General features: G+C 65.6%; 12 protein-coding genes and 1 other RNA gene. 2 read left to right on the top strand and 11 right to left on the bottom strand.

What is annotated here, in order from left to right:
• Positions 1 to 613: 613 nt before the first annotated feature.
• On the top strand, positions 614 to 1,036 hold the full coding sequence (locus RALTA_RS02135; protein ID WP_012351768.1) for an OsmC family protein: 423 nt from the start codon (positions 614 to 616) through the stop codon (positions 1,034 to 1,036).
• 55 nt (positions 1,037 to 1,091) lie between these two features.
• Here the strand turns inward: RALTA_RS02135 and rnpB are convergent.
• From rnpB to RALTA_RS02115, 5 genes are all read right to left on the bottom strand, one after another.
• An RNA gene (rnpB, locus tag RALTA_RS28880) (RNase P RNA component class A) lies at positions 1,092 to 1,432 on the bottom strand.
• 23 nt (positions 1,433 to 1,455) lie between these two features.
• Entirely contained in the window at positions 1,456 to 2,295 is an 840-nt protein-coding gene (locus RALTA_RS02130) for a DUF3025 domain-containing protein (protein ID WP_012351767.1), read from the bottom strand.
• A 4-nt stretch (positions 2,296 to 2,299) separates the two neighbouring features.
• The gene (gene pyrC / locus RALTA_RS02125; RefSeq protein ID WP_012351766.1) at positions 2,300 to 3,334 is read right to left on the bottom strand and encodes a dihydroorotase; all 1,035 of its coding nucleotides are present in this window, start codon (positions 3,332 to 3,334) and stop codon (positions 2,300 to 2,302) included.
• A 45-nt stretch (positions 3,335 to 3,379) separates the two neighbouring features.
• The gene (locus tag RALTA_RS02120; RefSeq protein WP_012351765.1) at positions 3,380 to 4,687 is read right to left on the bottom strand and encodes a glycerate kinase type-2 family protein; all 1,308 of its coding nucleotides are present in this window, start codon (positions 4,685 to 4,687) and stop codon (positions 3,380 to 3,382) included.
• Positions 4,684 to 5,757, bottom strand: a complete 1,074-nt coding sequence (locus RALTA_RS02115) for a tartrate dehydrogenase (protein WP_041232049.1) — start codon at positions 5,755 to 5,757, stop codon at positions 4,684 to 4,686. The genes RALTA_RS02120 and RALTA_RS02115 overlap by 4 nt, the downstream gene beginning before the upstream one ends.
• Positions 5,758 to 5,914: 157 nt before the next feature.
• On the opposite strand from RALTA_RS02115, the gene RALTA_RS02110 reads away from it, so the two are divergent.
• Entirely contained in the window at positions 5,915 to 6,745 is an 831-nt protein-coding gene (locus RALTA_RS02110; RefSeq protein ID WP_012351763.1) for a class II glutamine amidotransferase, read from the top strand.
• Between the two features lie 81 nt (positions 6,746 to 6,826).
• On the opposite strand, the gene RALTA_RS02105 is transcribed toward RALTA_RS02110, so the two are convergent.
• The 6 genes from RALTA_RS02105 to RALTA_RS02080 form a co-directional block, all read right to left on the bottom strand.
• On the bottom strand, positions 6,827 to 7,561 hold the full coding sequence (locus RALTA_RS02105) for an amino acid ABC transporter ATP-binding protein (RefSeq protein ID WP_012351762.1): 735 nt from the start codon (positions 7,559 to 7,561) through the stop codon (positions 6,827 to 6,829).
• Positions 7,558 to 8,241: a glutamate/aspartate ABC transporter permease GltK gene (gene gltK, locus RALTA_RS02100; protein WP_012351761.1), complete on the bottom strand. Its 684-nt coding sequence runs from the start codon at positions 8,239 to 8,241 to the stop codon at positions 7,558 to 7,560. The genes RALTA_RS02105 and gltK overlap by 4 nt, the downstream gene beginning before the upstream one ends.
• A gap of 9 nt (positions 8,242 to 8,250) precedes the next feature.
• Positions 8,251 to 8,979 (bottom strand): amino acid ABC transporter permease, encoded by a 729-nt coding sequence (locus RALTA_RS02095; protein ID WP_012351760.1) that lies wholly within the window; start codon positions 8,977 to 8,979, stop codon positions 8,251 to 8,253.
• Positions 8,980 to 9,041: 62 nt separating this feature from the next.
• Positions 9,042 to 9,941 carry a glutamate/aspartate ABC transporter substrate-binding protein gene (locus tag RALTA_RS02090; RefSeq protein WP_012351759.1) on the bottom strand — a complete coding sequence of 300 codons (900 nt, stop codon included), beginning with the start codon at positions 9,939 to 9,941 and terminating at the stop codon, positions 9,042 to 9,044.
• A 266-nt stretch (positions 9,942 to 10,207) separates the two neighbouring features.
• Positions 10,208 to 11,515: a Glu/Leu/Phe/Val family dehydrogenase gene (locus RALTA_RS02085; RefSeq protein ID WP_012351758.1), complete on the bottom strand. Its 1,308-nt coding sequence runs from the start codon at positions 11,513 to 11,515 to the stop codon at positions 10,208 to 10,210.
• 117 nt (positions 11,516 to 11,632) lie between these two features.
• Entirely contained in the window at positions 11,633 to 12,577 is a 945-nt protein-coding gene (locus RALTA_RS02080; RefSeq protein ID WP_012351757.1) for a LysR family transcriptional regulator, read from the bottom strand.
• Positions 12,578 to 12,597: the final 20 nt, after the last annotated feature.

The following is a 12,597-nucleotide window of genomic DNA, read 5'->3' as shown; positions in this document are numbered from 1 at the left end:
CGGGCATGACGGAAAAGCCTTCGATTATACTCGGGGCCGTTGCGACCGCACAAGCAAAGACTGCGGTTTTCGTCAAGATCGTGGCGGAGGCAGCGGACTTGGGTCGCCCAGCGCACATTGGCAGCCGGGACCGGTGCTCCCCGGGAGCAGGGGCGAAAAAAAACCCAAGCGTTTGAGCTTGGGTTTGAATCCACCAAAGGAGGAGGGTGGAGGAGACACCTGGAGAATCGACGGGGGACTGCGGGCGGTGCGGAGGGCTCGGCCGGAGGCTTCGCTTTCGCACTCTGACGCGCTGTCAGCGCCGTCGTTCAATGATTGGAATTATACCTAGGGTTTGTCCGGATGCAAGGGAAATTTGCAGTGCGAAATGTGATTTCGCATTACGAAACACGGTAACCGCCTCATGCAGTGAAAAATTTCCTTTAAAAATCAAAGCCCTACTCGATAGTTGCGCATGTCACAGAACCGACATACTAGAGGAAACCCTCAGCTTTTCTAAGGTTATCGGCGCCGCTGCCCGGAACTTGACGTTGCCATATACTGGGAAATGCAAGATTCGAGATCACGCGCTTGTGATCGAAAACCGACAATACAAAGACAGGAAACGAACAAAATGGAATGCAAAGTAACATGGATGGGCGCCGATGGCATGAGCTTCGTCGCCCAGACCGGCAGCGGCCACATCGTTGCCATGGACGGCGCACCCGAAGGTGGCGGCCATAACCTGGCCCCGCGTCCCATGGAAATGGTGCTGCTGGGCACCGGCGGCTGCACCGCCTATGACGTAGTGCTGATCCTCAAGCGCGGCCGCCAGGACGTCACCGGCTGCAGCGTGCAGCTGCAGGCCGAGCGCGCCGGCGAAGACCCCAAGGTGTTCACCCGCATCAAGTTCCATTTTGTGGTGACCGGCAAGAATCTCAACCCCGCCACGGTCGAGCGCGCGATCAAGCTGTCGCACGAGAAGTACTGCTCGGCGTCGATCATGCTGGCCAAGACAGCCGAGATCACGCACACGCTGGAAATCGTCGAAGGCTGAGGGAAATTTGGCCGGCCCGGTGCGCCGCGCGGGCGCCGGGTCGTGCCGATGACTGAAGCAAAGCAGGCCGATAAGCCGGATTCTGTGCGCCCCGCCCGCCTTGCGGCGCGCGGCGCGTGACAACCATTCCTCTAGGCCGGCTGTTACCAGCCGGCTCCAGCTCCCTACCCGCAGACTCAGCGGGCCGCTTCATCGCCTGCCTATTTGGGATTGCTCCAGGTGGAGGTTACCGCGTTTCACCCTTCCCGCCGGGCGAACCCGGCGGCAAGACTCGTCTCTGTGGCCCTATTCCGCACGTTGCCGTGGATGGCTGTTAGCCAACACCCTGCCCTGTGGAGTCCGGACTTTCCTCCCCCTGCACCTTGCGGTGCAGGCAGCGGTTGCCTGGCCTGCTTTGCGGGCCGCAGTCTAACACCGATTCAATCGGGTTGCCGCTGTAAATCCCGCATGCGCCCGGGCCGGAACACCGTGATGTCGGCATAGAAATCAGGCGAGGCGTTGTCGTCACACCATCCCGGAATTCCCATGACGGGCAGCGGCGCGAAGCAGCGGCCGCCGCGCAGCGTGCCGTCAGCAGCCGCCTCCTGCAGCGACAATGCCACCGCCTTGTCCAGCGCGCCACCCGCCACCAGCGGCAGCGTCCAGGCATGCGCGGTCACGGCCTTGTACGGCTGCACTAGCTTTTCCAGCAGGGCATGGCCGAACGGCACGACCCTGCAGGCAGTGCCCCATGCGTGGCGCTGCGCGACAAAAAGCTGCTGCCAGGCGAAGCCTCGCAGCGCCTCGGCATGTTCGTCGCCCTCGCTCAGGAACAGCACCGCGTTCTCGTCGAACAGCGTGGCCGCGTCGCGCACGCCGCCGCGCGCGGTCCGCACGCCTTCGCGCGCGATCACGGCCGCCTGGATCTGGTTGAGCACGCGCTTGGCCCGGGGGAAATGCAGCCAGACCAGCGCGTTGAAGAAATCATGGAGATTGTCGCGCGTCGGGACTTCGCCCGTGGCGTCGATATGCGCTTCGTAGGCGCGCCCCTCGGGCAAGGCCTGCTGGGGGACAAAGCGCAGCGGCAGGCCGCGCGCGTTGTGCAGGCCCGACGCAACGGACTGGGCATCGAGCAGTGCGCGCAGGTCTGCCCCGCCTTGCACCGCCTCGGCCAGCGCTGCGCCGCGCGGCGCAAAGGGTTGAAACCACGGCCGGGACCAGTCGATCCCGGCCAGTGCGGCGGCGAAAGGCTCGCCGGCCGCTGTCTGCTGGGTGCGCAAGGCGTCAGCGTGCCTTCCAGCGCAGCGTTTCGCCGCCGCGCAGCGGCACCAGCGTGGTGTCGCCGTAGGGCAGCTCGGCCGGCAGTTCCCAGTCTTCGCGCTCCAGCGTCAGCGTGCCGGTGTTGCGCGGCAGGCCGTAGAAGGCCGGGCCGTTGAAGCTGGCGAAGGCCTCCAGCTTGTCGAGTGCGCCGGCGGCATCGAAGGCTTCGGCATACAGCTCCATCGCATGCAGCGCGGTATAGCAGCCGGCGCAGCCGCAGGCATGTTCCTTCAGCCCGCGCGCGTGCGGCGCGCTGTCGGTTCCCAGGAAAAAGCGCTCGCTGCCCGAGGTGGCGGCCGCCACCAGCGCCTCGCGGTGGGTTTCGCGCTTGAGCACCGGCAGGCAGTAATAGTGCGGGCGGATGCCGCCGGTGAAGATGGCGTTGCGGTTGTAGAGCAGGTGGTGGGCGGTGATGGTGGCGCCGACCGGGCCGCTGGCGTCGCGCACATACTGCGCCGCATCCTTGGTGGTGATGTGCTCGAACACCACTTTCAGTTCAGGCATGTCGCGGCGCAGCGGCGTCATCACGCGCTCGATGAAGACGGCCTCGCGGTCGAAGATATCGATCGCGGGATCGGTCACTTCGCCGTGCACCAGCAGCGGCAGGCCGGCGCGCTGCATCGCTTCCAGCGCGGGATAGCAGCGGCGGATATCGGTCACGCCGGCGTCGCTGTTGGTGGTGGCACCCGCCGGATACAGCTTCACGCCGTGCACGAAGCCGCTGGCCCTGGCCGCGGCGATTTCCTCGGGGCCGGTGTTGTCGGTCAGGTACAGCGTCATCAGCGGCTCGAACTGCATGCCGGCCGGCAGCGCCGCCAGGATGCGGGCGCGATAGGCCTGCGCCTGCGCCACCGTGGTCACCGGCGGCTTCAGGTTGGGCATGACGATGGCGCGGGCAAACTGGCGGGCGGTATCGGGCAGCACGGCGGCCAGCGCCGCGCCGTCGCGCAGGTGCAGGTGCCAGTCGTCCGGGCGGGTGATGGTGAGCTTCTGGGTCATGGCTAGCTTGGGCCTGCCGCGGGCGGCGGCTGGCGTTCGTCGAAATCAGAGAATCAGGATGGCGCGGTAATCGTTGACATTGGTGCGCTTCGGGCCGGTGACCACGAGGTCGCCGATGGCATCGAACAAGGCCCAGGCGTCGTGCGCGTCCAGCTGGCGCTGGCCGGGCATGCCGGCGGCCTCGGCGCGCGCCAGCGTGGTCGGGTCGGCCAGCGCGCCGGCGTTGTCCTCGGAGCCGTCGATGCCGTCGGTGTCGGCGGCGATCGCGTACACATCGGGCATCCCGGCCAGTTCGACCGCCAGCGACAGCAGGAACTCCGAGCAGCGCCCGCCGCGCGCCTTGCTGGCGCCGCCGCCGGCCGGCAAAGTGACCGTGCACTCACCTCCGGAAATCAGCGCCACGGGCGTGGCGAACGGGGCATTGTACGCGCGAATCTCGCGCACCAGCGCGGCATAGACGCGGGCGACTTCGCGCGCCTCGCCGGTCACCGTGTCGCCCAGCACCACCGGCGTGATGCCGCGCTGGCGGAACAGCGCGGCGGCGGCCTCGAGGCTGCCGTGGGCGGTGGCGATCATGATGTTGTCGACGCGATCGAACAACGCATCGCCAGGCTTGGGCGTTTCCGGCACCTCGCCGCGCGCGCCGCGTTCCAGGTGCGACTGCACGCTGGCCGGCACCTCGGCGCCATAGCGGCGCAGTATCTGCAGCGCGTCATCGAAAGTGCTGGGATCGGCCACGGTCGGGCCCGAGGCGATCGCGCTGGGATCGTCGCCGGCCACGTCCGAGACGATCAGCGTGGTCACCGGCGCCTGGCTCGCCTGCGCCAGCCGGCCGCCCTGGATGCGCGAGATGTGCTTGCGCACGATATTCATGTCGGTGATCGGCGCGCCACAGCGCAGCAATTCCCGGGTGGTCGCCTTTAGGTCGGCCATCGGGATGCCCTCGGCCGGCAGCGACAGCAGGCTCGAGCCGCCGCCCGAAACCAGCACCAGCAGCCGGTCCTGCGGCGTCAGCGACTGCACCGCGGCCAGGATCTCCGCCGCGGCCTGCTCGCCTGACTCATCGGGCACCGGGTGGCCGGCCTCGATCACGCGGATATGGTCGGTCGGCATGCCGTGCGCGTAGCGCGTGACCACCAGTCCTTCCAGCGTGGCCTTGCCGGCGTAGGCGCGCTCGACCGCCGCGGCCATCGAAGCGGCCGCCTTGCCCGCGCCGACCACCAGCGTGCGGCCACCGGCGTGCGGCGCCGGCAGGTGCTGCGCGACGATCTGCAGCGGATCGGCCGCCGCCACGGCGGCCTGGAAGGTTTCGAGCAGCAGTGCGCGGGCGTCCCCCGCGAACGCGGCGCTCACAGCGCCTCCGCTATGGCGCGGCCCAGGTCGGCGGTACCGGCCTTGCCGCCGATGTCGCGCGTCAGCGGCGCGTGCTCCGGCCCGGCGGCCAGAACGTTCTCGATCGCGCCCAGCACCGCGGCGCCGGCTTCGTCATGGCCGAGGTGTTCCAGCATCATGGCGCCGCACCAGATCTGGCCGATCGGGTTGGCCACGCCGCGGCCGGCGATGTCCGGGGCCGAGCCGTGCACCGGCTCGAACAGGCTGGGGAAGGTGCGGTCCGGATTGATGTTGCCCGACGGCGCGATGCCGATGGTGCCAGTGCAGGCCGGGCCCAGGTCGGACAGGATATCGCCGAACAGGTTGCTCGCCACCACCACGTCGAACCAGTCCGGATGCTGGACGAAATGCGCGGTGAGGATGTCGATGTGGTACTTGTCGACCTTGATGCCAGGATAATTCGCCGCCATCGCCTCGACCCGCTCGTCCCAGTACGGCATCGTGATCGAGATGCCGTTGGACTTGGTCGCCGAGGTCAGGTGCTTTTTCGGACGCTTCTGGGCCAGTTCAAAGGCGAACTTCAGGATGCGGTCGACGCCGGTGCGGCTCATCACCGTTTCCTGCACCACGATCTCGCGCTCGGTGCCGGGGAACATGCGCCCGCCGATGCTGGAATACTCGCCCTCGGTGTTCTCCCGCACCACGTAGAAATCGATGTCGCCGGGCTGGCGGCCGGCCAGCGGGCTGCGGATGCCCGGCATCAGCCGCACCGGGCGCAGGTTCACGTACTGGTCGAACGAGCGGCGGAACTGCAGCAGCGAACCCCACAGCGAGACATGGTCGGGCACCGCGTCAGGCCAGCCGACCGCGCCGAAATAGATGGCGTCGTACTTGACCAGCGTGTCGAACCAGTCGTCCGGCAGCATCTTGCCGTGGCGGGCGTAATAGTCGCAGCTGGAAAAATCGAAATGATCCCACTGGAAGTCGATGCCGAAGCGGCGCGCCGCGGCGTCCATCACCCGGATGCCCTCGGGCATGACTTCCGTGCCGATTCCGTCTCCGGGAATTACGGCAATCTTGTATTGACTCATCGTTCTCGGGATTGCTAGCAGGTATGGCGACGCCCATGGCTGGCCCATTGGCACCGCACGGGAGCGCCCGCGGGTTGCTTGGCAGCGGCGCGGGGGCGCGGGATAATGTCTGCATTTTATTGCAAAGCGGCAGCCCGCTGCCGACCGGTGCCCCGATATGTGCCAGTTGCTAGGCATGAACTGCGCCACGCCGACCGACGTGACGTTCTCCTTCACCGGCTTCGCCGCCCGCGGCGGCGTGACCGACCACCACGCCGACGGCTTCGGCGTCGCCTTCTTCGAGGACAAGGCCTGCCGCCTGTTCATCGACAACCAGTCCGCCGGCACGTCGCCGGTGGCCGACCTGATCAAGCGCTATCCGATCAAGTCGAAGAACGTCATCTCGCATATCCGCAAGGCCACGCAGGGCACTGTGCTGCTGGAGAACTGCCACCCGTTCATGCGCGAGCTGTGGGGCCGGCACTGGATCTTTGCCCACAACGGCGACCTGCACGGCTTCACCCCGTTCCTGTCCGGCGTCTACCAGCCGGTGGGCGATACCGACAGCGAGCTGGCCTTCTGCACACTGATGCAGGGCCTGCGCAAGCGTTTCCCGGGCTCGCAGCCGCCGCTGAACGAGCTGGGGCATGCGCTGGCCGACATCACCCGCGAAATCACGCTGCACGGCGTGTTCAACTACCTGCTGTGCAACGGGCAGGCGCTGTTCGCCCACTGCTCGACCCGCCTCTACTACATCGTGCGGCAATGGCCGTTCTCGACCGCGCACCTGATCGACGCCGACCTGTCGATCGATTTCGCCCAGGTCACCACGCCGGACGACCGCGTCGCCGTGATCGCCACCGCGCCGCTGACCGACAACGAGACCTGGACCCAGTTCGCCCCGGGCGAGCTGATCATGTTCGAGGACGGGCGCCCGACCATGACGCTGAGCGTGCCGATCCCGCCCGAGGTGCAGGCCAAGAACGCGGCCAATACTGCCTGTACCTGAGCGGCCTGCACCGGAGCAGATCCGCGCCAGGAAAAAAGGGACGCCGAAGCGTCCCTTTTTTTTCATGAGTGGGCAATCCGCTCAGTGATGCAGGATCTTCGACAGGAACTGGCGCGCGCGCTCCGAACGGGCGTCGATATTGCCGAAGAACTCTTCCTTGTCGGCGTCCTCGACGATCTTGCCCTGGTCCATGAAGATCACGCGGTTGGCCACCTTGCGCGCGAAGCCCATTTCGTGGGTCACGCACATCATGGTCATGCCTTCCTGCGCCAGCTGAACCATCACGTCCAGCACTTCGTTGACCATTTCCGGGTCCAGCGCGGAGGTGGGCTCGTCGAACAGCATGCAGATCGGGTCCATCGACAGCGCACGTGCAATTGCCACGCGCTGCTGCTGGCCGCCCGACAGCTGGCCGGGGTACTTGTCGGCCTGGCTCTTCAGGCCCACGCGCTCGAGGTACTTCAGGCCCTTGGCCATGGCCTCGTCCTTCGAACGGCCAAGTACCTTCATCTGCGCGATGGTCAGGTTCTCGGTGATCGACAGGTGCGGGAACAGCTCGAAGTTCTGGAACACCATGCCCACGCGCGAACGCAGCTTGGGCAGGTTGGTCTTGGGATTGCCCACCGAAGTGCCGTCGACCAGGATGTCGCCCTTCTGGAACGGCTCCAGCGCGTTGACGGTCTTGATCAGCGTGGACTTGCCCGAACCCGACGGGCCGCACACCACCACCACTTCACCCTTGGCAACCTTGGTGGTGCAATCGGTCAGCACCTGGAAGGAGCCGTACCACTTGGAAACGTTATTGATTTCGATCATACAGCCACCTTTTTCTGGTAACGCTTGACCAGCAGCGAAGCGGAAAAACAAATGATGAAGTACACCAGGCCGGCGAACAGCAGCATCTCGACGATACGGCCGTCGCGCTCGCCGATGCCGTAGGCCTGGCCGAAGAAGTCCGCCAGCGCGCTCACGTACACCAGCGACGTATCCTGGAACAGGATGATGCCCTGGGTCAGCAGCAGCGGCACCATGTTGCGGAACGCCTGCGGCAGGATCACCAGCCGCATCGACTGCCCATAGGTCATGCCCAGGGCCTGCGCGGCAAACATCTGTCCGCGCGACACGCTCTGGATGCCCGCCCGGATGATCTCGGAGTAGTACGCCGCCTCGAACAGCGCGAACGCCACCAGCGCCGAGGTCATGCGCAGGTCCGTCGCCGGCGACAAATTGAAGATGCTCTGCAAGACCTGCGGGATAATCAGGAAGAACCACAGCAGCACCATCACCAGCGGGATGGAGCGGAAGATGGTCACGTACCCCTGCGCGAACCAGTTCAGCAGCCGGAACGACGACAGCCGCATCATCGCCAGGATGGTGCCCCAGATGATGCCGACCACCACCGCGGTGACGGTGATTTTCAGCGAGACCATCATGCCCTCGCCCAGCACGTGCAGCGTGGCCGGGTTGATCGAGGTGAAATCGAAGGAATAAGCCATGGCGCCCCCTTACTTGCCGCCGATGAAGCCGGGCACGCGCGTGCGGGCCTCGACCCAGCGCATCAGCAGCATCACCGTGACGTTGATCAGCGCGTACATCAGCGTGACCGCGATGAACGACTCATACGGACGCGCGGTGTAGTCCACCAGCTGGCGCCCCTGCGCGGCCAGCTCCAGCAGGCCGATGGTCGACGCCACCGCCGAGTTCTTGAAGATGTTCAGGAACTCCGAGGTCAGCGGCGGCACGATCACGCGGAACGCCATCGGCAGCAGCACGTGGCGGTACGTCTGCGGCAGCGTGAAGCCCATCGCCAGGCCCGCGTTCTTCTGCCCGCGCGCCAGCGAGTTGATGCCCGAGCGCACCTGCTCGCAGACCCGCGCGGCGGTAAACGTCCCCAGGCACAGCATGGCGGCCAGGAACTGCTGCGCGAACGGGTTCATCTGCTTGATCGCCTCGCCGCCGGGCAGCAGCTCGGGCATGACGAAATACCAGATGAACAGCTGCACCAGCAGCGGGATGTTGCGGAAAATCTCGACATAGGTGGCGGCAATGCCGGCCAGCCATTTGTTCGGCACCGTGCGCAGCACGCCGAGCACCGAGCCGATGACCAGGGCAATGACCCAGGACGAAAGCCCCAGCGCGAGCGTGACCTTCAGGCCGGAGATCATCCAGTCCAGGTAGGTCTCGTTCTGGGCGGCCTGTTCGAGGAAAACTCCCCAATGCCAGTTGTAGTTCATATTGCGTCCTCAAAAAGAAACGGAAGGACATGCCTTCCGTTTCGCTCGCTGTCCCGGTCAGATCAGTCCAGCGCCTTGTCGTTGGGCGCCTTGATCAGCGCCTTCATGTCTTCGGACAGCGGGAAGTCCAGGTTCAGGCCCTTCGGCGGCACCGGTTGCATGAACCACTTGGTGTACAGCGTATTGATCGAGCCGTCCTTCATCATGCCGGAGATGACGGTGTCGGACAGCTTCTTGAATTGCGGATCGTCCTTGCGGATCATGCAGCCGTAGGACTCGCGCGATTGCGGCTTGCCCACGACGATCCAGTCGGCCGGGTTCTTGGCCTTGGCGCGCTCGCCGTACAGCAGCGCGTCGTCCATCATGAAAGCGACCGCACGGCCCGATTCCAGCGTCAGGAACGACTGGCCATGGTCCTTGGTGCTGATGATGTTCATGCCCAGCTTCTGGTCGTCGTTCATCTTGCGCAGCAGGCGCTCCGACGTGGTGCCGGCGGTGGTGACGACGTTCTTGCCCTTCAGGTCGGCCCAGTCCTTGATGCCGGCATCCTTCTTCACCATGATGCGCGTGCCGATGATGAAGATGGAATTGGTGAAGGCAACCTGCTTCTGGCGTTCCAGGTTATTGGTGGTCGAGCCGCATTCGATATCGATGGTGCCGTTCTGCAGCAGCGTGATGCGGTTCTGCGAGGTAATCGGAATTTCCTTGACCTGCAGGTTCGGCAGCTTCAGCTGGTCCTTGATGGCTTCCACGATTTTCATGTTGATATCGTAGGAATAGCCGACCTGGCGCACGCCGCCCAGGTTGTAGTTGAACGGAATCGACGACTCGCGCACGCCGAGCGTGATGACGCCCGTGTCCTTAATCTTCTTCAGCGTGCCCGTCAGTTGTTCGGCTGCCTGTGCCGTCCCGCACATTACGCCCCCGGCAATCATCAGGGCAGCCAACTTGGCGAAATTCATAACATCTCCTTGACCATGAAGAGAAAGCGGGATTCCAGAAACAAAACCCCCACTGGTGAAACAGTATTGCGCAGCATCCGGCGCAATACAACTGGGTTTTCTCCTAGAACCTCACTTCGGGGCAATCCGTGCGCACCGCGTCCGGATACGACAACGCGGCCTCCGGCGCTTGCCGGAGACCGCGTCTGACGGTCATGAAGCCGTGGACCGGGACGATTATTGCACTGCACCATACCAGTGCCTCGCCCCAGGCCTGCCTGCCCCGATCAGGGGTACAGGCCGCGCATCTCGCGCGCCTGCAGGATCCGCGTACAGGCCACGATAAACGCCGCCGTGCGCAGCGTCACCTTGTTCTCCTGTGCCACCTGCCAGATTGCCCGGAAGGCTTCTTGCATGATCCGTACCAGGCGCTGGTTGATCTCTTCCTCGGTCCAGAAGAAGCTGGAGAAGTCCTGCACCCACTCGAAGTAGGACACGGTCACGCCGCCGGCGTTGGCGATCACGTCCGGGCAGACCAGGATATTGCGCTCGCGCAGGATATCGTCGGCCTGCGGCGTGGTCGGGCCGTTGGCGCCCTCGATCACCAGCTTTGCCGTGATCTTCGGCGCGTTTTCGGCGGTAATCTGGCCTTCCAGCGCGGCCGGGATCAGGATGTCGCAATCGACTTCCCAGAACTGCTCGCTGCGCAGGACTTCGCCGCGGAAGCCGTCGATGGTGCCGCTGTGCGAGGCGTGTTCCATCATCGCCGGCACGTCCAGGCCGGCCGGGTCGAACAGCGTGGTGCGATGGTCCTGCACCGCCACCACCTTGGCGCCGGCCTCATGGAACAGCTTGGCGGCGACCGCGCCGACGTTGCCGAAGCCCTGCACCGCCACGCGCGCGCCCTTGACCTCGAGGCCGATATTGCGCGCGGCCTCGGAGCCGACCACGAACACGCCGCGGCCGGTGGCCTCGTGGCGGCCCAGCGAGCCGCCCAGCGAGATCGGCTTGCCGGTCACGACGCCGGTCGAGGTGCTGCCCGAGTTCATCGAATAGGTGTCCATCATCCACGCCATCACCTGTGCGTTGGTGTTGACGTCCGGCGCCGGGATGTCCTTGCTCGGCCCGATGATGATGTTGATTTCGCTGGTGTAGCGGCGCGTCAGGCGTTCCAGCTCGGCCTGCGACAGCGTGCGCGGGTCGACGCGGATGCCGCCCTTGGCACCGCCGTACGGCACGTTGACCGCGGCGTTCTTCACCGACATCCAGGCCGACAGGGCCATCACCTCGGACAGCGTCACGTCCTGGTGGAAGCGCACGCCGCCCTTGCCCGGACCGCGCGACAGGTTGTGCTGCACCCGGTAGCCCTCGAAATGGGCGATGGTGCCGTTGTCCAGTTCGATGGGAACGTCGACGACCAGGGCGCGCTTGGGGCGCTTCAGGGTTTCGACCCAGCGCGCCAGCGAACCCAGGTAGGGCGTGACGCGGTCGACTTGCTGCAGGTAGATGCCCCAGGGGCCGAGGTTGTCGGCGTTGAGGTAGGACGGGAGTGCGTGCTTTTGGCCAGCAGTGTTGGTCGGTGCTGCGGAAGACATCGGGTGGATTCCGGGGTGGAAGATGGGCGCAAGCTTAGGCTTGGCGGCCGCCAGGAATCCAATGCCGTTTGTTCATCGGGTTATGCAAGACACGCATAACGTTGGAGAAAACCGCCGCTACGCCGAGGTCAGGGTCCCCCACACCTGGTCCACCAGTTGCCGCTTGCGCCGTGCCCCGGCGCGCCGCTCTCCGCCGTTCTCGCCCGGCTTCTCGCGATACAAGCGGATCTCCATGTCGATCGACAGCGGCAGGCTGCGCGCGGACTCGGCCCGCACCAGCCGCCCCGCCGCGACCTCGTCGCGTACCGCGCTTTCGGGCAGGAAGGCCATGCCGTGGCCGGACAGCGCCATCACCTTCAGCGCCTCGGCCATGTCGGTCTCGTAGCATTTGTCGAGCTTGAGCGCCTCGGCGGTTTCGGCCAGCAGCAGGTCGACCATGCGGCCGAGGAAGGCGTTGGGCGTATAGCTGAGGAACGGCACCGGCTTCTTGTCGGTGCCCGGCAGCCGGAACAGGGGCTTGCCGGCGGCATCTGGCACGCTGTAGGGCGACAGCCGTTCGGTGCCGAGCACCAGCATGTCGTACCGCGCCGGATCCAGCTGGATGGCCTGGCGCGCGTGGTGGTAGACCATCACCAGGTCGCAGCCGCCCTCGACCAGCATCAGCACCGCGTCGTGGACATTGAGCGCTCGCAGCCGGCACGGCAGCGTGCCGAGCTTGCGTTCCAGCGCCTTGAGCCACTCCGGAAAGAAGGTCAGCGACAGCGTATGCGGCACCGCGAATTCCAGCACCTGCGCGTTGGCCGAGCGCTGGCCGCGCATCAGCGCGCGGGTCTCGCTGACCTGCGCCAGCATGGCCAGCGCCTGCTCGTAGAACACCTTGCCGGCCGGGGTCAGGCTGGTGGGATAGCTCGAGCGGTCGATCAGCTCGGTGCCGACCCACGCCTCCAGCGACTGGATCCGGCGCGAAAACGCCGGCTGCGTGACGTGGCGCAGTTCGGCCGAGCGCGAGAAGCTGTGCGTCTCGGCCAGGCTGACGAAGTCTTCAAGCCATTTGATTTCCATGGCGCGCATTATCCACCGGC

This window comes from Cupriavidus taiwanensis LMG 19424 (assembly GCF_000069785.1).
Taxonomy (GTDB): Bacteria; Pseudomonadota; Gammaproteobacteria; order Burkholderiales; family Burkholderiaceae; genus Cupriavidus; species Cupriavidus taiwanensis.
The sequence above is the reverse complement of the archived record's forward strand: the minus strand, read 5'-3'. Positions and strand labels throughout refer to the sequence as shown.